The organism is Sphingobium sp. 3R8 (assembly GCF_020166615.1).
GTDB lineage: Bacteria > Pseudomonadota > Alphaproteobacteria > Sphingomonadales > Sphingomonadaceae > Sphingobium > Sphingobium bisphenolicum.
On record NZ_JAIQXR010000003.1, the window covers coordinates 295,301 to 315,295 of the forward strand.

The 19,995-nt window shown below is 64.9% G+C and carries 20 protein-coding genes; 6 read left to right on the forward strand and 14 right to left on the reverse strand.

The genetic code is table 11. The features are described 5' to 3' along the window. Positions 1-2: 2 nt before the first annotated feature. The 3 genes from K9B33_RS04730 to K9B33_RS04740 all read right to left on the reverse strand — a co-directional run bounded on the left by K9B33_RS04730 (position 3) and on the right by K9B33_RS04740 (position 4,858). Positions 3-932, reverse strand: a complete 930-nt coding sequence (locus tag K9B33_RS04730; RefSeq protein ID WP_224547056.1) for an NAD-dependent epimerase/dehydratase family protein — start codon at positions 930-932, stop codon at positions 3-5. 3 nt (positions 933-935) lie between these two features. Beyond that, the gene (locus tag K9B33_RS04735; RefSeq protein WP_224547057.1) at positions 936-2,321 is read right to left on the reverse strand and encodes a sulfatase; all 1,386 of its coding nucleotides are present in this window, start codon (positions 2,319-2,321) and stop codon (positions 936-938) included. Positions 2,322-2,407: 86 nt separating this feature from the next. Further along, positions 2,408-4,858 (reverse strand): TonB-dependent receptor, encoded by a 2,451-nt coding sequence (locus tag K9B33_RS04740; RefSeq protein WP_224547058.1) that lies wholly within the window; start codon positions 4,856-4,858, stop codon positions 2,408-2,410. A gap of 224 nt (positions 4,859-5,082) precedes the next feature. On the opposite strand from K9B33_RS04740, the gene K9B33_RS04745 reads away from it, so the two are divergent. Then, on the forward strand, positions 5,083-6,234 hold the full coding sequence (locus tag K9B33_RS04745; RefSeq protein WP_224547096.1) for an FAD-dependent monooxygenase: 1,152 nt from the start codon (positions 5,083-5,085) through the stop codon (positions 6,232-6,234). Positions 6,235-6,255: 21 nt separating this feature from the next. On the opposite strand, the gene K9B33_RS04750 is transcribed toward K9B33_RS04745, so the two are convergent. The 5 genes from K9B33_RS04750 to K9B33_RS04770 all read right to left on the reverse strand — a co-directional run bounded on the left by K9B33_RS04750 (position 6,256) and on the right by K9B33_RS04770 (position 10,934). Next, positions 6,256-6,969 carry an SDR family NAD(P)-dependent oxidoreductase gene (locus K9B33_RS04750; protein WP_224547060.1) on the reverse strand — a complete coding sequence of 238 codons (714 nt, stop codon included), beginning with the start codon at positions 6,967-6,969 and terminating at the stop codon, positions 6,256-6,258. Next, positions 6,962-8,194, reverse strand: a complete 1,233-nt coding sequence (locus K9B33_RS04755) for an MFS transporter (RefSeq protein ID WP_224547061.1) — start codon at positions 8,192-8,194, stop codon at positions 6,962-6,964. The genes K9B33_RS04750 and K9B33_RS04755 overlap by 8 nt, the downstream gene beginning before the upstream one ends. 124 nt (positions 8,195-8,318) lie before the next feature. Further along, positions 8,319-8,726 (reverse strand): VOC family protein, encoded by a 408-nt coding sequence (locus K9B33_RS04760; protein WP_224547062.1) that lies wholly within the window; start codon positions 8,724-8,726, stop codon positions 8,319-8,321. Next, a complete protein-coding gene (locus K9B33_RS04765) occupies positions 8,719-9,744 on the reverse strand; it encodes an aromatic ring-hydroxylating dioxygenase subunit alpha (protein WP_224547064.1) in 1,026 nt (341 codons plus the stop codon). Before K9B33_RS04765 ends, K9B33_RS04760 begins: the two co-directional genes overlap by 8 nt. A gap of 23 nt (positions 9,745-9,767) precedes the next feature. Beyond that, positions 9,768-10,934, reverse strand: coding sequence for an alpha/beta hydrolase family protein (locus K9B33_RS04770; protein ID WP_224547066.1), 1,167 nt, complete (start codon positions 10,932-10,934; stop codon positions 9,768-9,770). 198 nt (positions 10,935-11,132) lie between these two features. On the opposite strand from K9B33_RS04770, the gene K9B33_RS04775 reads away from it, so the two are divergent. The 3 genes from K9B33_RS04775 to K9B33_RS04785 are packed head-to-tail and all read left to right on the forward strand — an operon-like array spanning position 11,133 to position 13,368. Then, positions 11,133-12,086 (forward strand): fumarylacetoacetate hydrolase family protein, encoded by a 954-nt coding sequence (locus K9B33_RS04775; protein WP_224547067.1) that lies wholly within the window; start codon positions 11,133-11,135, stop codon positions 12,084-12,086. A gap of 2 nt (positions 12,087-12,088) precedes the next feature. Beyond that, complete coding sequence (locus K9B33_RS04780) at positions 12,089-12,616, forward strand: cupin domain-containing protein (RefSeq protein WP_224547068.1); 528 nt, start codon at positions 12,089-12,091, stop codon at positions 12,614-12,616. Next, the gene (locus K9B33_RS04785; RefSeq protein WP_224547069.1) at positions 12,613-13,368 is read left to right on the forward strand and encodes an SDR family NAD(P)-dependent oxidoreductase; all 756 of its coding nucleotides are present in this window, start codon (positions 12,613-12,615) and stop codon (positions 13,366-13,368) included. Before K9B33_RS04780 ends, K9B33_RS04785 begins: the two co-directional genes overlap by 4 nt. A 27-nt stretch (positions 13,369-13,395) precedes the next feature. Here K9B33_RS04785 and K9B33_RS04790 read toward each other — a convergent pair whose 3' ends face one another. Genes K9B33_RS04790 through alr form a run of 3 tightly spaced genes read right to left on the reverse strand, consistent with a single transcriptional unit; the run spans position 13,396 to position 16,147 of the window. Continuing rightward, positions 13,396-13,740: a RidA family protein gene (locus tag K9B33_RS04790; protein ID WP_224547070.1), complete on the reverse strand. Its 345-nt coding sequence runs from the start codon at positions 13,738-13,740 to the stop codon at positions 13,396-13,398. A 17-nt stretch (positions 13,741-13,757) separates the two neighbouring features. Continuing rightward, positions 13,758-15,014, reverse strand: coding sequence for a D-amino acid dehydrogenase (locus K9B33_RS04795; RefSeq protein ID WP_224547071.1), 1,257 nt, complete (start codon positions 15,012-15,014; stop codon positions 13,758-13,760). After that, positions 15,011-16,147: an alanine racemase gene (gene alr / locus K9B33_RS04800; protein ID WP_224547072.1), complete on the reverse strand. Its 1,137-nt coding sequence runs from the start codon at positions 16,145-16,147 to the stop codon at positions 15,011-15,013. Before alr ends, K9B33_RS04795 begins: the two co-directional genes overlap by 4 nt. A 119-nt stretch (positions 16,148-16,266) precedes the next feature. Between alr and K9B33_RS04805 the strand changes: the two genes are divergently transcribed. Next, positions 16,267-16,731 carry an Lrp/AsnC family transcriptional regulator gene (locus tag K9B33_RS04805; protein WP_224547073.1) on the forward strand — a complete coding sequence of 155 codons (465 nt, stop codon included), beginning with the start codon at positions 16,267-16,269 and terminating at the stop codon, positions 16,729-16,731. Between the two features lie 296 nt (positions 16,732-17,027). Here K9B33_RS04805 and K9B33_RS04810 read toward each other — a convergent pair whose 3' ends face one another. From K9B33_RS04810 to K9B33_RS04820, 3 genes are all read right to left on the reverse strand, one after another. Next, positions 17,028-17,288: a hypothetical protein gene (locus K9B33_RS04810; protein ID WP_224547074.1), complete on the reverse strand. Its 261-nt coding sequence runs from the start codon at positions 17,286-17,288 to the stop codon at positions 17,028-17,030. Between the two features lie 205 nt (positions 17,289-17,493). Next, complete coding sequence (locus tag K9B33_RS04815) at positions 17,494-18,690, reverse strand: GGDEF domain-containing protein (protein ID WP_224547076.1); 1,197 nt, start codon at positions 18,688-18,690, stop codon at positions 17,494-17,496. A 131-nt stretch (positions 18,691-18,821) separates the two neighbouring features. Beyond that, the gene (locus tag K9B33_RS04820; RefSeq protein WP_224547078.1) at positions 18,822-19,319 is read right to left on the reverse strand and encodes an SRPBCC domain-containing protein; all 498 of its coding nucleotides are present in this window, start codon (positions 19,317-19,319) and stop codon (positions 18,822-18,824) included. 451 nt (positions 19,320-19,770) lie between these two features. Between K9B33_RS04820 and K9B33_RS04825 the strand changes: the two genes are divergently transcribed. After that, positions 19,771-19,995 (forward strand): SDR family NAD(P)-dependent oxidoreductase (locus K9B33_RS04825; RefSeq protein ID WP_224547080.1); only part of this gene is annotated, 225 nt, incomplete at its 3' end.

Here is a 19,995-nt window from a genome sequence, read left to right on the forward strand (position 1 = left end):
CTTCAGCCTGCCGCTATGACCGCCAGCGCGTTGGCGACCAGCGTGGCAGGGTCGCCGTCATGGGCAAAGCCCGCGCGGTCGGCAGCCGGCGTCGCGAGCGGTGGATTCGATCCGAAGGCGGCTTCCAGCGCCGGGTCGGGGCGATAGGCGACCAGGTCGGTCGAGACGGCGCATTGGCGGGCGATTTCGGCGGCGAGGTCGCCCATCGCGATGCGCTGCGCCGGCAGGGTAACGACCCGCGTCGGCGGCATGAGCGCCGCGTCCATCGTCAGCGCATGAGCCAGATTGTCGGCACAACGGCTGACCGATTGCGCCCAGATCGTCGCCTCCGCCGATACCGGGCAAAGGAAGCTCTCTCCCGCCCGCAAGGCATGGAACAGATCGCTCATGAAAGCGGACTTCATGCCCGATGGCCCCTTGGGCCGGGCTAGAATGCCGGGCAGGCGGACGCTGACGCCCTCGATCTCGCCGCGATGATGCATCATCGCGACGGCGACCTCCATCATCGCCTTGTGCCCGCCATAGATCATGCGCGGCGCGAGCGGTGTGTGGTCGTCCACGCCCGACACGGGTAGCGGGTCGCCGAATACCGCGATCGAACTGGCGTAGACGATGCGCGGCCGGTCGCCCGCGGCCTTGGCGTCACCCAGCAGGTCGTACATGGCGTCGATATTGACCCGGCGCGAGGCGGCAGAATCGGCCTCCGCCGCGCCGCCCGGCACGGTGGCGAGATGGACGACCGCGCGGCATCCGTCGCGCAACGCCTCCGCCCGGACCGCCGCAGAACACAGGTCGCCCACGACCGCGCGCGCGCCAGCCGGGATACCGCCCGGCGCGGCGTCCATGCCGACGACAGCCTCGCCAGCCGCCAGCAGCCGCTGTACCAGCTGTCGGCCGACGAAACCGCCTGCGCCCGTCACGATGATGGTCATGGCTTAATACCGATCCGCATAATGGTCCCGCACATCCTCGCTGAAGCTGCCCAGCGGATAGGGCAGCATCTGTGCGTTCCATGCGTCCCATTGCAGCCGCATCGCCTGAAGCCGGGCCGGATCGTCGCTGGCATGGTCTGCGCGCTCCCGTTCATCCGCGGCCAGATCGAAGAGATGCTCCTTCCCGCCCAGTTTGAGATATTTCCAGTCGCCTGTACGCAGCGCGGCCTGGCCATTGCCCTTGTATCGCCAGTAGAGCGAGCGGGTGAGCGGCGATGCCTGCCCCTTGAGTTGCGCCGACAGGTCGACCCCGTCGAACGTGCCGGCCTTCGCCACATCGCCGCCCGCCATCGCCAGCAGCGTAGGCAGGAAGTCCATCGAGATCATGACCTGATCGGATTGCCAGCCGGCGGCGATCGCGGCCGGCCAGCGCAGCATCAGCGGGACGCGGATGCCGCCTTCCAGCAATTCCCCCTTCACCCCGGTAAAAGGCCAGGTTTCCGAAAAACGCTCGCCGCCATTATCGCTGGTGAAAATGACGATCGTGTTGTCGGCCTTGCCGCTGCGGTCCAGCGCGGCCAGCAACTTGGCGACATTCTGGTCCATCGCCTCCACCATTTCCCTATATTTGGCGAGGCTGCCGCCATTATAATGGAAGGATGCGCCGAGCGTCGGCGCGACGGCCGCATCCTCGCGCCCTTCCCATGGCCAGTGGGGCGCGTTGAAATGCAGGCTGAGGAAGAAGGGCTTGTCGCTTTCCGCCTCGATCGTTTTGACCGCCTCGTCCCCGAACAGGTCGGTGAGATAGCCATTGCGTTCGATCGGCGTGTCACCCTGCGCCAGGCCGATGCCGACATCCTTGCCGCCCATCACCATATGATGGCGGAAATAATCGGCCGCGCCTTCGACGATACCGAAAAATTCGTCATAGCCATGATGTAGCGGGCTATGTTTGGGCGGTTCGCCCAGATGCCATTTGCCCACCAGCTTGGTGCGATAGCCCTGCGTGCGCAGCACCGAAGCGATGGTCGGGCGGTCGAGCGGGACACCGATCCCCGCCGGCGCAGCGGGACCAAGCGGTTCTTCGATTCCTATGGGGAAGCGATATTGATAGCAGCCGGTCAGCAGCGCGGTGCGGGTCGGCGAGCAGATCGAACTATTGGCATAGCCCTGCCGCAGCATGATGCCCTTCGCGCCGATGCTGTCGATCGCGGGGGTGCGGATATGGTGCGATCCGGTGCAGGACAGGTCGGCATAGCCCAGATCGTCGGCCATGATGAAGAGGATGTTGGGGCGCCCCGCCCTGGGCGCGGCCGTGGCCTCGCCCGCTACCGCCAGCGCGCCCAATGCACCGGCGCCACCCATGAATGACCGTCGATCAACCTGCATCCTGCTTCCTTTCCAATGGGCTAACTTTCCAATGGGCTAAGAGCAGGACCACAGGCCCTGCCCTTTTCCTCTTATGCCGTTTGATGTCAGAAGTTCGCCGAGAAGCGCACCCCATAGGTCTGCGGCGCGGTATAGCGGGCGACCGCCATGCCGATCGGCGAGCGTTGCGGCGTGGCGATGCGGCGCTTGTTTTCCAGATTGTAGAGGAACGCGCCCAGCGACCAGCCGCCGTCAGACGCGCGCAGCGTCAGGTTGAGGTCGGTCTGCCAATAGGCGCGGATATGTTCGAAATCGAGATATTCGAACGCCCCCCACTGGTCGTCACGCCAGGCGGTGGCGACATTGCCGACCAGTTCGAGCGAACGGCCCAGCGGCACCACCTGTTCCGCGCCCAGATTGACGGTCCATTTGGGTGAGTAGAGCAAGGGTTTGCCCGAACAGTTGAAGTCCTTCACCGGCGCACCGCCTGCGGTCGCGCCGGTCAGGGTGAAGGGACAGGCGATATTGTCGCGGGGCGAGGCGGTGTAGAGATGCAGGTCGTCATAGGTGGCCTTGAGATATTGCACCTTGGCGTTGAGCGTCGTGGTCGGCGTCGCCTTCACGATGGCATCGACGTCGAAGCCCTTGATCGTCGACTTGCCCGCATTTTCGTTGGAATTGATGAGCGTGCCACTGGTGTCGACGGTGAAATAGGTGATCTGCTGGTCTTTATATTTCCAATAGAAGCCCTCGACGTTGAGCTGCACGCGGTTGTTGAAGAAGCGGTTCTTCGATCCCACCGTATAGGCGGTGATGAATTCGGGATCATAGCTCGACTTGCCCTCCGCCAGCTGGAAACCGCCGGCGCGATAGCCGGTTTCGACCGTGGCGTAGAGCAGGTTCGCCGGGCCGAGATCGAATTCCGCCGAGGCTTTCCACGTCACCCGTGAATAGGTGCCGCTGTCCACCACCGGATTATAGGTTTTCAGGATGGTGCCGACACCGTTCAGCAGCGGGAAAACCTGCGGATTGGCCTGGTCGGTGCTGCCCGCTGCGATCCAGCCGTTGCTGGCCAGCCAGTTGACCGTGTCGCCGGTGGTCAGGAGATTGGGATAGCGCGGCAAGCCATTGGGCGCGGCGCATCCGGCGGCGAAGGACGCCGGCGGGGTGATGTTGGCGGGCGGCAGGCCGCCGCAGAAGGTGATGAAATTGTTGATGATGCCGTCCATCGACTTCTTGTCGCGGGTATAGCGCGCGCCGCCGACAAGACGGAATCGATCGCTGACATGGGCGGTCAATTGACCGAAGGCGGCCCAGCTTTTGGTCTTGTGCGTGTAGGACTGGATCGGCAGCACGAATTCCTGATTATATTCATTCTGCGCGTCGATCGTCTCGTTGAAATAGAAGCCGCCGAGAACATAGTCCATCATGCCGACGGAACCGGCCAGGCGGGCCTCGAGGCTGTATTGCTTGTCGGTTTCGGCGTTATAGGCGGTATTGAAGGCGGGGCCGTAGAAATAGCTTTCGCCCGTGGACTTGCGAAAGGCGGGCACCAGCGTGAAGGTGCCGATGTCGGTCTTCCAGTTCAGTTCCGCATTGATGCCCCAATAGGTGAAGTCAGTCGAGGCGTCCTGGTTCATGGCGTTGAGGAAACCGAAGCCCGGCGCGCCGATCAGCGTCTGGCGATAGGCGTTGGCGGCGTCGGTGTTGAACCCCTCCGACCCGTCGAAACCACTGGGGGTGAAAGTGTAGCCCGACGGGCCGGGCGTGTAGGCGCCGATATAGCTGCCGCCGGGACCGACGCCGCCCACCTTGGTCCAGTCCGCGCCGACGCGCAGTGAAATATCGTCGCTGGGTTCGATCAGGAACTGGCCGCGCAGGCCGGTGCGCTTCAGGTCGTCGCTGCCGTCGCGGTTATAGCCGTCATGCACCTGGCGCGTGGCGGCGAGGCGCAGGGCGCTGGTGTCGCTGGTGGCCAGGTTCAGATAGCCGTCGACATTGACCGCGTCATAATTGCCGAAGGAGACGTTGAAGCCCGCGCCATTCCTGCCCAGCTCGGGACGCGCGGGGATGATGTTGACCGCGCCGCCGGTGGCGTTGCGGCCATAAAGGATGCCCTGCGGCCCTTTCAGCACCTCGACACGGGCGAGGTCGTAGAAGGCGGAACCGAAAGCGCCCGCGGCCCGGCCCAGCACGACGCCGTCATAGCTGGGGGTGACGGCGGGGTCGTTATAGCTGCTCGACGTGATGTTGCCGACGCCGCGGATGAAGATGGACGTGTTGGACCCGCCCCCATTGGTGATGGTGATCGCCGGAACGCTCTTCGTGATATCCTCCGCCTTGCTGATGCCCTGCTGGACCAGCGTGTCGCCGGTGACGGCGTCGATCGCGATCGCGGCCTTCTGCGCGCTTTCCGACTTGCGCTGCGCGGTGACGACGATTTCGTCCAGCCCGGCCGAAGCCTGCGCGCCCTGATCGGCGGTCTGCGTCAGGCCCGGCGTCGGCGCGGTCGCCATCATGCCGGCGATCGCGGTGGTGGCCAGCAACAAACTACGCATGTCTCTCTCCCCTATGATTTGATTTTGGCCAATTCTGGCCTGCGGGGCGAAAAAGTCACATTGATTTGCTGGATTCGACCTATCTGCGCCACGCGGACGAATCCGAAACGATCGCCGCTGCTATCCACACTCCCGATAGCAACTATTGAGGCAAAGCGTTTTCCGCCCGCCCGCGCCCGACCGATAGCCAGAACGGAGAAGATGGCGCGGAGAGGGTGGCATTCATGATTTCGGGCATGGTTTCGGGTTGGGTTTCGGGCAAGCGCATCCTGATCGTGGGCGGCGGCATCGGCGGCATGGCGGCCGCGATCCGCTTTGCCGAACAGGGCGGGCAGGTCACGCTGATCGATATCGACCCGCAATGGCGCGTCTATGGCGCAGGCATCACGATCACCGGCCCTACATTGCGCGCCTATCGGCGGCTGGGCCTGCTGGACGCGATCAAGGAACAGGGCGCGATCGCGGAGGGAGCGACGATCTTTCGCTATGACGGCACGCGCCTGCACGATCTGGACGAGCCGGCGCTGGAGGAAGGCTTGCCCGCGACCGGCGGGATCATGCGCCCGGTATTGCACCGCATCATGCAGACGCGGGTGCGGGCGCTGCCGATCGCCATCCGACTGGGCCTGAGCGTCCGTGCGCTGGCCCATCGGGACGACGGCGGCGTGGACGTGACCTTCACCGATGGCGCACAGGCGGATTTCGACTTGGTCGTTGGCGCGGACAGCATCTATTCGGGCGTGCGGCGGCTGGCCTTCCCGCACATGGGCGAAGCGCAGCCGACCGGCCAGGGATGCTGGCGCCTGTCCATCCGTCGCCCGCCGACGCTCACCAAGGGCGAATTTTATTTCGGACACCGGGTGCCCGCTGGCATCAACCGGTGCGGCGCAGAGATGGTCTATCTGTGGATGCTGACCCCGCACGTCCATCGCGCGCAACATTTCACCGACGAGGAGCTGTTCGTCCAGTTGCGCGACAATCTGGCCGATTTCGGCGGCAATGCCGGATGGGTTCGCGACCATATGACGCGCGACGACTGGATCAACTATCGCCCGCTCGCCGCGGCCTTGCAGCCGGGGCCGTGGCATGACGGCGCGATCGTACTGCTGGGCGACGCCGTTCATGCCACCACGCCGCACATGGCGTGCGGCGCAGGGATGGCGGTGGAAAGCGCGCTGGTGCTGGCCGAGGAACTGGACCGGGCCGACACCGTCGGAGCCGGCCTGGCCGCCTATCAGGCGCGCCGCTTCGACCGGTGCCGCCATGTGATCGACACCAGCATCAAGGTCGGCCGGATGCAACTGGACGGCGACTCGCCCGATGCGATCGGCGCAGCGATCGGCGCGGGGTTACACCGGCTGGCCGAGGAATATTGACGGGGTGCCGGGATCAATCCGCTACCAGGCGGTCGCCCCGGCATCGACGGCGATGTCGGCGCCGGTGACATAGCGCGCCTCGTCCGACGCCAGCCATACCGCGCACCAGCCGATATCGTCCGGCTCGCCCAGATATTGCAGCATATTCTTGCCAAGAACCTTCGCCTCAAACGCCGGGTCTGCGGCCAGGTGCCGCGCCGTCGCGGCGGTGCGGATGAAGCCCGGCGCGATGCTGTTGGCGCGGATGCCGTGCGGCGCGCCTTCCATCGCGAGTTGGCGGGTCATGGCCAGTACGCCGCCCTTGCCCGCGCAATGCGCCAGGGCGGGCGATCCTTCCAGCGCATGGCGCGCATTGGCCGAACCGAAATTGATGAGCGACGCGCGCCCGCTGGCCTTGAGCCAGGGCCAGGCGGCGCGGGTGGCGCGGAAGACGATGTCCAGTTCGCCCGTCAGCGTCGCTTTCCAGTCGGCGTAGGATAGCGCTTCGATCCAGTCGAAATGCGCGAAGGCGGCGGCGTTGACCAGGATGTCGATGCGGCCATGTTCCGCGCCGATGCGCTGGAACAGCGCGTTGGTCGCCCCTTCGTCCAGCAGGTCGCAGACTTCGTCGGCGCCGCTGCGATCGACGCCGATCACGGTCGCGCCCTCCGCCGCGAACAGCCGGGCGCAACCCTGGCCGATGCCGTTGCCCGCGCCAGCGACGACCGCCAGCTTGCCCGCCAGCCGGTCAGCCATGGACGATCGCTCCGCCCACCGGCTGCTCGCCGCGCCGGAAGGGCGCGACCAGCGCGGCCCCCGCCCCCGCCAATGCGCCCAGCGACAGCAGGACAAAGGCCCCGGCGAGACTTCCCGCCTGTTTCGACAGCAATGTCACGATGACGGGGCTGAGAAACTGACCGAAGGCGAAGGCGCTCTGCCACAGGCCCGCGCCCCGCCCCCGTATCTCGAAAGACAGCAGACTCATCGCCCAGACCAGCAGCGTCGGCAGCAGCAGGCCGGCACCGAGCTGGTTGAGGAAGCAGCCGATCAGGAAGCCGGCAGGCGCATGGGCCAGTCCCATGACGCAAAAGCCCGCGGCCAGCAGCGCAAATTCGAGCAGCAACAGCCGCCCGATCGGCCAGCGCCCGATGCGCGAATAGAGGAAGGTGCCTAACGGCACGCCAATGCTGGCGACCGACGTGAGGAAGCCGATGCGCGCCGGATCGCTGAGGCCCAGCGCGTGCAGCCCCGACGACGCCTGGATCTGCACCGTGTAGAAGAAGACCGAGCCGTAGACGGTGATGGCGAGAATCATCGCCATCCGCCGCCAGGGGAAGCCGGCCCAGCCGTTGCCATCGCCCACCACCGTCGCCCGCGCAGCCGCATCGCCACGCGGTTCCCAGGTGAAGCGCAGCACCAACGCGAACATGACAAGCGCGGAAGCATAGGCCCAGAAGGGGGTGCGCCAGCCAAAAGCGCCCAATTGCCCGCCCAGATTGAAGAAGAGCAGCGCAGAGAGCGAGGCGAAAGCGGTTTGCGCCGCCAGCCATTTATCGCGCGCCGCACCCTTGTAATAATCGCCGATCATGGTGGTCGACAGCACCATGATCGCGGCTTCGGCGAGGCCCACGCCGACGCGCGAGAGCAGGATGGCGGGCAGGCTGTGCAGGAAGATCGGCGCGATCCCCACCAGCGCATAGAGCAGAAAAGCAAGCAGCAGCAGGCGGCGGCGGCCGAAGCGATCGCCGAGCATCCCCGCCAGCGGCGAGAAGAAGGCGACGCACAGTGCCGGGATCGTCAGGATCATCGGCACCCAATATTCATGGGCCGGCACCGTGCTGAAATCGGCCAGCAGTTGCGGCAGGATCGGCGCGAGCAGGACGATCGCCATGGTCGACAGGGTGATCGGCAGCAACAGCGAAAAGCCGGTCAGAAAGCCCGGCGCGGGATCGCCGTCCGTGGCGGCGCTATGGTCTGTCATGCGGCTTGCTCGTCAGCCATATTGTCGGCCTCTCCTTGTTATGCAGGCAGCATAAGGCCGAGCGCCGGGACGGGGTCAAACCGAAAGCATCGAACCGACCTATTGACCGTAACGCAAGCGCGGTTCAGCCATCGGGTTCCTCGACAAATTCGATGAGATTGCCCGCGCAATCCCGCAGGAAGCAGCCCTTTCCGAACGCCTCGCGCACGACGAAGGCGATGTCGGCCTGCTTGGCCGCCATCTCGATCAGGAAATCCTCCAGGTCCGCGACGCAAAAGGCGACATGCTTGTTGCCATGGGTCTTGAGATCGGACGGCGGGTGCCGCCGATCGTGCGGCAGGGGCGCCGCGCCCTCCACCTCGAACAGTTCGAAGCGCAGTGGCCCCTTGCGCAGCATCGCCGCCTGCGCCCGCGCCGCGGCGATGGAGAAGCGTTTTTCGACCGTGAAGCCCAGCACGCCGCCATACCAGTCGATCGCTTCGTCCAGGCTGGGCACGCTGACGCCGCCATGGTGGAAGGTGAAGTCAGCCATCCACCTTCTCCCGCGCGATCATCGCCTCCACCAGCCGCCGCGCCCGCGTGCCGCCCTGGTCGATGCCCAGCGACAGCGGCTTTTCCGCCCAGAAGTCGCGACCGGCCATATTGGCATAGGCGGCCTCGATCATCGGCTTGTCCTCCTGATCGAAGGCTTCGCCGAACAGGCGGAGCAGCGCGGCGTCGGTTTCGGGCGAATCCAGCGCATCATAGCGGGTAGAGGACCAGAAATAATGGCTCTGATGATCGTTGGCGGGGGTCAGGATATGCGCCTGAGGTACTTCGAACCCGGTGTCGCGTGGGCCGCCATGCGGGCAGACGCCGACCATCAGCCGCATCGAGGCGGGGGCGTTCCAGCGCATCTCCAGCCAATGGTCGACCACCGCATCGTCAGGCACATGGCCGCGCGCGACCGACGGCGGCGCGATGCCGGGCATCCACCAGTCGCTGTGCAGCGTATCGCCCTGCATATGCGCCTTGTGCCGCCCGGCGAAGATCACCCCCTGCCCGGCGAACGTCCCCTTATGGACGAATTCGATATGGCTGAGGTCGAGGAGATTGTCGGTGCCATATTCATATTGCGCCTGCATCAGCGTGTAGCCGCGCACAGTGCGGCTGGCGGGCGTGTCGGGGATGAAGCCGAAGTCCGGGATCAGCGTTTCGTCCGCATCCTGCCGATCACCGCCCCAGAGCCAGAGGATGCCGTCGCGCTCGACCAGATGAAAGGCGGGGACGGACGCGCCGGCGGGAATCCGGTCGGCGAAGGGATTATGTACGCAGCGTCCGTCGGGCGCGAAGGCCAGGCCGTGATAGCCGCAGACCACCCTGTCGCCATCGCGCGTCCCCAGCGAGAGCGGCGCGAAACGGTGTGGGCAGCGGTCGCGCAGCGCCGCCACGCCGTCTGCGGTGCGAAACACGAACAGGCGTTCGCCGCGGATCTCGCGCGAGAAACCGCCCTCCCCCAGTTCGTCCGCCCAACCCGCCATATACCAGCAGCGTTGCGGATAGTCCGCCATCCTCTCCTCCTCTGTCCTTGTCTTTATCCCGGCATGGCGGCGAATGTCTCCGCGCACCAGTCGGCGATATAGTCGCGCATCCCGGTGCCATTGTCAGCGCCGCAATGTTCGACCTCGAAATCCGCCTTGGTGAACATACGCAGCGTCCGTTTGGGGCTGTTGATCGCCTGATCGTAGCTCAGTTGCGCGTTGAAGGCGGGGATCTGCCGGTCATTCTCGCCATGGGTGACCAGGAACGGCACCCGTATTTTCTCGACCTGTCCGTCGAGCGTGATCTGGTCGGCATAAGCCAGGAAGGCTTCGCGCCCGCCATTGTCGGCGTCGAAGCCGAACACCCACATCACATGGTCCCAATAATGGGGCACTGGATTTTCGCCTTCATTGGCCAGCCGCTCGCGCTGGCGCCGGCCCCAGACATGGTTCGCGCCCATCACCGCACACAGCGCATAGCGCGGGTCGTTGGCGGCGATGCGCGGGGCGTGATAGCCGCCGAAGGACAGGCCGAATATGCCGATCTTCGACGCGATCACATCCGGCCGGGTCAGCAGATAGTCGAAGGCGGGCGATCCCCAGCGTTCCGCATCATAGACGGCGGTCAGGCCGCGCTTGCGCAGCGCCTCCCCGGTACCCGGCTGGTCGATGAACAGCGTGTTGATCCCGCGTTCCAGATTGGCGGCGCCATGGCCCGCCATATTGACCTGCTCCTTCATCGAATCCAGGCCATTGACCGACACCAGCGCCGGGCGCGGCGTGCCCGACCCGTCATGGACGAAGAGGGCGGGAAAGGCGCTGCCTTCATAGGGGATTTCGACGAAATCGACATGCAGGCCGCGCAGCGCCACGCCCTTGGCATATAGCGCCAGCCCGCGGTCATAGGCGGCCCAGCGCGGCGCATAGTCGCGGCTCTGCATCCGTTCGGCCGCCAGATAATAGCCCGATGCGCGCAGATATTTGCTGCCGGCGGACAGGGCATAGCCCGCGGCCTCGTCCGCCGCCGCATTGGCCGCAACCTGGTCCGCGACGCGCAGCCAGCTATCGAACATCCGGGCGCTGCCCGCGTCCGCGCCGCCTTTGGCCGCATCCATGATCGGCCGGTTCGCCTCGTCAATCTCGCCATGATTGCCGCCGCACACCAGCGCCAGGTTGGTCGCGAGATTCCAGACATAATTGCCGGGGAAGGGTTCGAACATGCCTGCGTCCTTATCGTTGATCCGCGTCTTGATCCGCCGCGCCAGCCGGGCGGGCGCGCATCCTCATTCCGCCAAAGACCGCCCGACCCGGTCCAGATCAAATCGAAATTATGGAAGCCGGCTATCGATAGATTGGCTTTGACGGACAGGGCGTGCGGCCGCATCGCCTGAACCCAAGAGATATGAGAGGGAGAGACTATGCGACTGGCGACGCGCAAGGATGGCAGCAGGGACGGGCAGTTGGTGATCCTGTCGCCCGATGGCGGCCATTGCGCGCCCGCGCCGGTCCGCACCTTGCAGGAGGCGATCGAGCATTGGGACGTCTTCGCCGCGGAGGCGCTGGCGATCGACGCCTTTCCCGATGCGTTGAAGCCCGACGCACTGGCCGCGCCCCTGCCCCGCGCCTGGCAATGGCTGGACGGGTCGGCATTCGAAAGCCATGGCGCGCTGATGGACAAGGTGCTGGGGATCACCCCGGAAAAGACCGGCCGGCCGCTGATGTATCAGGGTCTTTCGGATCGCTTTTACGGCCCCACCGACGACATCCCCATGCCCGACGAAGCGCTGGGCATCGATTTCGAGGGCGAATATGGCGTCATCGTCGACGATGTGCCGATGGGCATCGATGCGGACGCCGCGATGGCGCATATCCGCCTGGTCGTGCAGATCAACGACTGGTCGCTGCGCGCACTGGCGGGGCCGGAGATGAAGACCGGCTTCGGCTGGGTCCAGGCCAAGCCCGCCTGTTCGATGGCGCCCTTCGCCGTGACGCCGGACGAACTGGGCGACCAATGGCGCGACGGGCGCGTATGCATGGATTTGCTGGTGGACTGGAACGGCGTGCGCTTCGGCGCCGCCAATGGCGCGCCGATGGGCTTTGGCTTCCACGAACTGGTCGCCCATGCCGCCCGCACCCGCCATCTGCCCGCCGGGACGGTGATCGGGTCCGGCACCGTGTCCAATCCCGATTTTCGCGAAGTCGGCTCGTCCTGTATCGCCGAACGGCGCGGGATCGAGATCGTGGACGAGGGCGCGCCGCGCACCGCTTTCATGTGCTTTGGCGACCGCGTCCGCATGGAGGCGCGCACCGAGGACGGGCGCGCGCCCTTCGGCGCGATCGACCAGCGCGTCATCGCCTATCAAGGAGCCTGACCATGACTGACCTGAGCGATTCCGGCCTGCCCTCCGTGCAGCGCGTCGTCACCGGCCATGACGCCGATGGCCGCGCCATCTTCAAGTCGGAAGATGTGACCCCGACGAAGATGATCCCGTCGGGCGACGCGTCCTTCCTGTTGATCTGGACCACCGAGACCGTCCCGGCCGACAATAATGACGAGACGGACGGGCGCGCGCGCGACGCGGGGCTGACGCTCAACAAGGGATCGGTGATCCGGATCGTGGACATGCTGCCGGGCAAGCAATCGCCGATGCATCGCACCAACAGCATCGACTATGGCATCGTCATGGCGGGCGAAGTCGAGCTGGAGCTGGACGACGGCCGAGTGACCACGGTGCGTGAAGGCGGCATCATCATCCAGCGCGGCACCAACCATCTCTGGCGCAACGTCACCGACAAGCCTTGCCGCATCGCCTTCATCCTGATCGAGGCGCCGGCCTATCTGCATGACGGGCAGCCGCTGGCGGAGGACAAGCCGGAAAATCAGACGCAAGCGGCCCGATGAAACTGTTCGACCTGAGCAGCAAGGTGGCGATCGTCACCGGATCGACGCGCGGCATCGGACTGGCCATCGCCCGCGCGTTGCAGGACCATGGCGCGCAGGTCACCCTCTCCAGCGAGAATGCGGAGGATTGCGCGCGCGTCGGGCGCGAACGCGACATGCTGGCCATCCCCGCCGACCTGGCCGACGACACGCAGCTTGCCGCATTGGTCGACGGCACGGTCCGGCATCATGGCGGGCTGGACATCCTGGTCTGCAACGCCGGGATCACCGGGCGACCCGGTCCATTCGCCAGCATCGACATGGACGATTACGACCATGTCATGGCGATCAACCTGCGCAGCCAGGTACGGCTATGCAATCTGGCCCTGCCCCATATCGCCGCGCGCGGCGGCGGAACGGCCATCCTGCTGTCCAGCCTGTCGGGCCTGCGCGGCAATGGCGCGATCAACGCCTATGCGCTGGCCAAGGCGGGGGTGGCGCAACTGGCCCGCAACCTGGCGGTGGAATGGGGACCGCGCAACGTGCGGGTGAACGCCATCTCACCCGGCTTCATTCGCACCGCATTGTCCGCGCCGCTGATCGCGGACACAGCCTTCATGCAGCGGCGCATGGCGATGACGCCGCTGCGCCGCCCCGGCGAGGTGGATGAGGTGGCGGGCGCCGCCCTGTTCCGGGCCGCGCCCGCCGGGGCCTTTGTCACCGGCCAGAATCTGGTGGTGGACGGCGGCACGCTGATTTCCGACGGGAGTTGAACGGCGCGGCGCGCCGTTCAGCCATTATCAGGCGCGTGCAGCGGTGATGATGATTTCGACCTTATAATCTGCGGTCGCGAGCCTGGCTTCGCCGGTGGCGCGGGCCGGGGCGGCGACGTCGGCGATCCAGGCGTCCCAGACGGCGTTCATTTCGGCGAAGTCGGCCATGTCGGCCAGCCAGATGGTCGCACGCAGGATATGCGCCTTGCTGCTGCCGGCGAGGGCCAGCAGGCGGTCGATCTCGTCCAGCGCGAACCGGGTCTGGGCGGTCACGCTGTCGCCTTCGCCGACCTGGCCGGCCAGATAGACGGTATCGCCATGGATGACCGCTTCGCTCATACGCGGGCCGGTTTCGATGCGGGTGATGGTCATGCTCTGTCTCCGTGAATTCAGCGCCGATAGCGCGAGAGCGCCAGGTCGGTGGTTTCGATGTCCGGCCTGGCCCCGCCGATGATGTCGGCGATCACCCGCCCCGATCCGCAGGCCATGGTCCAGCCCAGCGTGCCGTGGCCGGTGTTGAGGAACAGATTGTCGATCGTCGTCGCACCCACCACCGGGGTCGAGTCCGGCGTCATCGGCCGCAGTCCGCTCCAGAATGTCGCCCGCGAAAGGTCGCCAGCGCCGGGAAAGAGCGTACCGACACTATGGTCCAGCGTGTCGCGGCGCGCCTGCGGCAGGTCGTTGGTATAGCCCGACAGTTCGGCCATGCCGCCCACGCGGATGCGGTCGCCCAGCCGGGTGATCGCCACTTTGTAGCTTTCGTCGAGCAGGGTCGATACCGGCGCGGCGTCCGGCTGCACGATCGGCACGGTGATCGAATAGCCCTTTACCGGATAGACCGGCAGGCGCAGGCCGAGCGGCGCGACCAGCAAGGGCGAGAAGCTGCCCATCGCGACCAGATAGGCGTCGCCGCTGACCATGCCCTGATCGGTGACGACATGGCTGATGCGGCCGGCGTCCGTCGCCAGCGCCTGAATATTGCGGCCCAGCAGGAATTGCACGCCGCGCGCCCTGGCCATGTCCGCCAGCGCGTTGGTGAATTTGAAGCAATCGCCGGTTTCGTCATTGGGCAGGCGCAGCCCGCCGACGATCGGCGACCCGCTGGCCGCCAGCCCCGGTTCGGCGGCCAGGCAACCGGCGCGGTCCAGCACTTCGAACGGGACGTTGTCGGCGCGCAGCACCTCGATATCCTTGGCGATGCCGTCGAGCTGCTTTTGTTCCCGGAATAGCTGGAGCGTGCCCCGGCTGCGTTCGTCATAGGCGATGCCGGTTTCCGCGCGCAGCGCGATCAGCCGGTCGCGGCTATATTCCGCCAGCCGGACCATGCGCCCCTTGTTGATGCGATAATCCCGCGCGTTGCAGTTGCCCAGCATCGCGACAATCCAACGCAGCATCGCCATGTCCACATTGGGCCGCAGGATCAGCGGCGCATGGCGCATGAACAGCCAGCGCAGCGCCTTGGCCGGGATGCCGGGCGCCGCCCAGGGCGAGGCGTAGCCGGGGGAAATCTCGCCCGCATTGGCGAAGCTGGTTTCCTGTGCCACGCCGGTCTGGCGATCGACGACGACCACCTCATGCCCCGCCTGCGCCAGATACCAGGCGGATGTGACGCCGATCACGCCGCCACCCAATATGACGATCTTCATGCCTTGCCGCTCCTCTGGTCGGCGACGGCAGCCGGCGCGGGCAGATAGCTGCGCGCATAGCGATGGCCGAGCCGGGTCAATATCTCGTAGCTGATCGTATCCGCCTGCGCCGCGACCACGTCGATCGTCTGGTGCGGGCCGATCAGTTCGACCGGCGCGCCGGGGTAGAGCAGATAATCGGCGATATCGGTGACGTCGATCGCCATGCTGTCCATCGACACCCGCCCGACAATCGGCGCGCGGACGCCGCCGATATAGGCGCTGCCGCGACTGCTGAGGTGACGGGGCCAGCCATCGGCATAGCCCACCGAAATGGTCGCGATATGCGACGGACGATCGCAGCGATGGGTCAGGCCATAGCCGACGCCCGCGCCCGCCGGCACGGTCCGCAATTGCACGATATAGGCGTCGAGCGCGATCACAGCCCGCATAGGATTGGGAGCGGGATCGCCATGCGCCGCGCCGCCATAGAGGGCGATGCCGGCGCGGACCAGATCGCCATGCCGCACGCCCGTCGCCATCGCCCCGCCCGAATTGTCGAGCGACCGCGGCACGCCGGGAAACTGGCTGGCGATCGCGTCGAACCTGTCTCGCTGCTCCCGATTGAAGGCGTCATCCGGCTGGTCGGCGCAGGCGAGATGGCTCATGACCAGGCGCAGGTCGATGCCGTCCAGCAGGTGGGGCTGGTCGCGCAGGATCGTCAGTTCGCCCGGCGTGAGGCCCAGGCGCGACATGCCGCTATCGACCTGGACGACACCGGGCAGCGCGCGGCCCAGCGTGCGGGCGGCCGCGGCCCAGCCATCGATCTGCGCCAGTGAATTGAGCACCGGCACGGCGCCGAGCGCGGCACAGGCAGCTTCGGCGCCGGGCGGCAATCCATTGAGGACATAAAGCGGAACATCCGCCGGCAGATGCGGCTTCAACGCCGCCGCCTCGCACAGATGCGCCACGAAGAAGTGGCGGCACCCCGCCGCCAGCAGGGCAAGCGACACCGGAACCGCGCCCAGGCCATAAGCGTCCGCCTTCACCACGCCGGCCACGCTGGCGGGCGCGACCTGACTCGCAATCAATGCATAATTGGCCACCAGCGCGCCCAGATCGATGCGCAGGGTCGCCGCCGTCCCACCGTCCATGCCATATCCTTTCGACGAGACCATAGTAGATCACGTTTCTTCGAATATCCATTTTATATGCAGGACATTATTCGAACATTTTGGCATGAAGTAACGAATATTCCGTTGGATTCGAACGAATGACCGCCACCCTGGACAATAGCGATCGCGCCATATTGCGCTTGCTGAAACTCGACGCCCGACGCTCCAATGCGGATATCGCCGCGCAGATCGGCCTGTCTCCATCCGCCTGCCACCGGCGCATCAAACAGTTGGAGGCCGGTGGTTATATCCGCGGCTATACACTCGTCGCTGGCGGGCGCGACGAAACCGCCATGGTCAATGTGCTGGTCCAGGTGACGCTGGACCGGCAGACCGACGATTTTCTCGCCCGGTTCGAACATGCGGTACGGCAATGTCCCGAAATCCGCGAATGCTTCCTGATGACAGGTGCGGTCGACTATTGGTTGCGGGTGGAGGCGGACAGCGTCGACGCCTATGAGCGCATCCATGGCGAAATCCTGTCACGCCTGCCCGGCGTGACCCGGATCAATTCCAACATCGCCATGCGCGACGCGCTCCGCCCCCGCCGCAGCAAGGGATGATGCAGGGACTGACAGACCGGCCGGCGCTAACGCGCGTCTATGACCATCATGACCGCGGTCATGCACAGCGCCACCGGGCAGCCTGTCCAGGCAATGAGCTTCGGCCGGACGACCCAGCCTCTATGGCCCAACACCGGGAAACCGGCGAAGGGGGCACCGCCGGTCCTGTCCGTACCGCAAGCCCGCGCCGGGCCTGTTCGTCGCGCCGGTCGAGATGCGGATCACGTCCAGGAGGTGAACGGTCACACCACTCCCGACGCGTCCCACCTCGACCCGGCCCGCAGGTCTTGCGACTATCAACGCTGCGCGAATTGCGCCGCGGGCTTGTGGCTGATGGTGAGGCCATCCTGCGCCCATTCGCCCTTGCTGCGGCACCGGATGACGGGGATCAGCGAACCGGTTACGGTTTCCTTGAAGCAATAGCGATCGGTCCTGGCATCGTAGGTCACCTTGGCGGCGCCGAAACTGCCCTGCGCCTGCGCGAACGCGGGCGTGCTGGCGGCCGAAACGGCGACGGTGGCTACGGCGACGGCGGCGATGAATGCGATGGTTTTCATGATGATGTCCTTCCCTGATTTTCTGGCAGGAACCTGCTTGCAGGCCCTGCCCACCACTTTGCAGAAAGCGTGCCAATTCAGGGAAAGCGCTGAAATTGTGCCTCGTCCCGATCGACGTCGGGATTGAAGTTGTTAAATAAACCCGTTTATTGGGATTTGTCGTCAATCTTTCGGTAATTTTTCAATGATCCTGAGCATTCGCTTGTCACGCGACCGCGCGGCCATCATCCCGCACATCGTCGGGACCGCAAAATTGCACCTGCGCTTTCCCTTTGGCCTTGGATCGATAAAGGGCCGCGTCCGCACATCCCATCAACCTTTCCAGGTCAACGCCATGCTGGGGCGCCAGGGCGATGCCGATGCTGACGGAAATGCGCATCGGCGTCCCGCCGATGACATAGGGCTCGCTCAATTGCCGGATCACCCTTCGCGCGAGCAGTTCGGCCTGATCGACATGTTGCACATGGGACTGGACAAGGAGAAATTCGTCGCCGCCCAGCCGCGCTGCGACATCCTCCGTCCGGATGGCCGAGGTCAATCGATCGGCGACCTCCACCAGCATCCTGTCGCCGACGGGATGGCCATATTGATCGTTGATCGCCTTGAACCCGTCCAGGTCGAGATAATGAATGGCGAGTTGGCTCGTCGCATGGGCAACCTTGAGGCTGGCCTGAAAGGATTCACGCAGGAGCAGCCGGTTCGGCAGGCCCGTCAGCGGATCGAAGCGCGCGAGCTTGGCCAGATCATGCTTGGCTGTGAGATGTTCGACCGAAGACCTGTAAAGGTGGCGCGCCGACGCGAGACTCATCGACCCCACCATGATGAGGAGCAGGCCTTCGAGCGCGAAAAATTCCGCGTGCAACCTCTCGCCATAGGCGCTGACGGAATGGGCGAACATCGCCGCGGCGACGGGCAGCACCGCCAGCGACACGCTGATCGCGCATAAAGTCGGCCGGCTGGCGTTGCGCGACACGATGCCCGCACCGAAGGTGAAGACCAGGCTGACCGTCGCAAGATGCACGATCGGTTCGTGCGCCACCAAGGCGCGCACGTTCAGGGCGGCGATCAGCAGCGCGAAAATATAGGCGAGGATGGCGTAACGCCCTTCCCAGCGTGACAGTTGCGCGACGTCCTGATCTGCGCCGCCAGCGCCGTGATAGGCGCGGATCAGCAGAACGCGCCCGACGGTTACGGCGATTGCCGCGGCGGTCAGGATGAATATCCACCCATCCTGCCACTTGATGTAGATGAGCACCCCCACCAGCGCATAGAGAATGCCAAAGCCTATGATCGGCGCAGTCATGGTGAAAAGGGTGGAGACGAGGTCGCGATAGACCGCATCAGGCAAAGCGGACACGGCTGCATGGCCGAACAAAGTCCGCGCCGGTCGCCTGCCGCCCATCTTCCGCCTTCTCTCCATCCCGCCCTTCTTCGACAGGAAAGTTAATAGTTCCCTATCTATACGACGAGACGAGGCCGACACCGGCCATAGAGGCAGCGATGCTTTCCGCCATCGGCGACCGACGGGCCGCGTCAGGTTCCGGCGCGATGCATCGCTTCGGCCCGCAGCTTCAACGCCTTTGCGGTATCGTTGAAAGCGCGCGTCACCCATGGTCCGCAAAACCGCATGACATGGATGCCATTGGGACCGGTGAAAGCATCGGTCGACTGGTAGCGGCAGGAATCCGGCCCCAGCGGCGTAATCATCTGGTCTCGCCGCGCCGGATAGGGCCAGGCTTCCGTATCCGGCAATTCCCAGGACAGCAGCGCACCTGGCTCGAACGCACAGATATATTCGCAATTGGGCGCCAGGCTGCCGGGGTCGGGATAATTCACCAAGCGCATATGGACCGCAGCGCCCATCTCCAGCGTCGATTGCGCCCAGACACAAAAGGGGTTCCATTCGCCATAGCGCGACATGTCGGTCAATATGTCCCACACCAGCATTGCCGGCGCCGCTATCTCCACCGGGTCGGATGCCACCTGGATCGACGGATCATAAAGGGCAAAGGGATTGTAAGGCGGTGCCATCTTTCTGCTCCGATTTTATGTCATTTTTTGATATATTGCTGTTGATATACATATAATTTAGTATCACCCAATACGCATATTGAAAATATGTTCCGGCCTCATGCATCAATCGAAACAGCATTGCCAGCATCTGCGATTTCCCGGTGGCGGGCGCCAGATAGGCGGCGCCACATGCTCGCTACCCCTGTCCGGTTCACAGGGCCGCGGATAGTCGATGCACGGCTCATGCCGCGGGTGCCCGGACGGACATATCCATGCAGGCGATCGGCATGATCTTGCGAACCTCATGAAAAGAAGCATATATATGAATATATATTCATATTAATCAATATTGCGTATTATAATGATATTTTTATCACGCATTATATCAATTAATTCTTGCGCATATCTTGGGCGATCGGCTAGGCAGCGCGATATCAAGGCCAAAGATGGCAGCGATGGGAGAGCGGACATGACGGGACGGATGCAGGGCAAGGTGGCGATCGTCACCGGTGGCGCGCGGGGCATGGGCGAGGCGACCTGCCGCCTTTTCGCCAGGGAGGGCGCGATCGTCGTCGTCGCCGATCTGCTGGAGGCGGAAGGCGCCGCGCTGGCGGCCGACATCGGCGGGGATGCGATGTTCGCGCGGCTGAATGTCGCGGAGGAGGGTGACTGGATCGCGCTGGTTGATGCCGTT

What these genes read in the sequence shown, in the direction of transcription:
- K9B33_RS04730 (WP_224547056.1), bottom strand. Translation starts at nt 932, where the DNA reads ATGACCATCATCGTGACGGGCGCAGGCGGTTTCGTCGGCCGACAGCTG.
- K9B33_RS04735 (WP_224547057.1), bottom strand. Translation starts at nt 2,321, where the DNA reads ATGCAGGTTGATCGACGGTCATTCATGGGTGGCGCCGGTGCATTGGGC.
- K9B33_RS04740 (WP_224547058.1), bottom strand. Translation starts at nt 4,858, where the DNA reads ATGCGTAGTTTGTTGCTGGCCACCACCGCGATCGCCGGCATGATGGCG.
- K9B33_RS04745 (WP_224547096.1), top strand. Translation starts at nt 5,083, where the DNA reads ATGATTTCGGGCATGGTTTCGGGTTGGGTTTCGGGCAAGCGCATCCTG.
- K9B33_RS04750 (WP_224547060.1), bottom strand. Translation starts at nt 6,969, where the DNA reads ATGGCTGACCGGCTGGCGGGCAAGCTGGCGGTCGTCGCTGGCGCGGGC.
- K9B33_RS04755 (WP_224547061.1), bottom strand. Translation starts at nt 8,194, where the DNA reads ATGACAGACCATAGCGCCGCCACGGACGGCGATCCCGCGCCGGGCTTT.
- K9B33_RS04760 (WP_224547062.1), bottom strand. Translation starts at nt 8,726, where the DNA reads ATGGCTGACTTCACCTTCCACCATGGCGGCGTCAGCGTGCCCAGCCTG.
- K9B33_RS04765 (WP_224547064.1), bottom strand. Translation starts at nt 9,744, where the DNA reads ATGGCGGACTATCCGCAACGCTGCTGGTATATGGCGGGTTGGGCGGAC.
- K9B33_RS04770 (WP_224547066.1), bottom strand. Translation starts at nt 10,934, where the DNA reads ATGTTCGAACCCTTCCCCGGCAATTATGTCTGGAATCTCGCGACCAAC.
- K9B33_RS04775 (WP_224547067.1), top strand. Translation starts at nt 11,133, where the DNA reads ATGCGACTGGCGACGCGCAAGGATGGCAGCAGGGACGGGCAGTTGGTG.
- K9B33_RS04780 (WP_224547068.1), top strand. Translation starts at nt 12,089, where the DNA reads ATGACTGACCTGAGCGATTCCGGCCTGCCCTCCGTGCAGCGCGTCGTC.
- K9B33_RS04785 (WP_224547069.1), top strand. Translation starts at nt 12,613, where the DNA reads ATGAAACTGTTCGACCTGAGCAGCAAGGTGGCGATCGTCACCGGATCG.
- K9B33_RS04790 (WP_224547070.1), bottom strand. Translation starts at nt 13,740, where the DNA reads ATGACCATCACCCGCATCGAAACCGGCCCGCGTATGAGCGAAGCGGTC.
- K9B33_RS04795 (WP_224547071.1), bottom strand. Translation starts at nt 15,014, where the DNA reads ATGAAGATCGTCATATTGGGTGGCGGCGTGATCGGCGTCACATCCGCC.
- alr (WP_224547072.1), bottom strand. Translation starts at nt 16,147, where the DNA reads ATGGACGGTGGGACGGCGGCGACCCTGCGCATCGATCTGGGCGCGCTG.
- K9B33_RS04805 (WP_224547073.1), top strand. Translation starts at nt 16,267, where the DNA reads ATGACCGCCACCCTGGACAATAGCGATCGCGCCATATTGCGCTTGCTG.
- K9B33_RS04810 (WP_224547074.1), bottom strand. Translation starts at nt 17,288, where the DNA reads ATGAAAACCATCGCATTCATCGCCGCCGTCGCCGTAGCCACCGTCGCC.
- K9B33_RS04815 (WP_224547076.1), bottom strand. Translation starts at nt 18,690, where the DNA reads ATGGGCGGCAGGCGACCGGCGCGGACTTTGTTCGGCCATGCAGCCGTG.
- K9B33_RS04820 (WP_224547078.1), bottom strand. Translation starts at nt 19,319, where the DNA reads ATGGCACCGCCTTACAATCCCTTTGCCCTTTATGATCCGTCGATCCAG.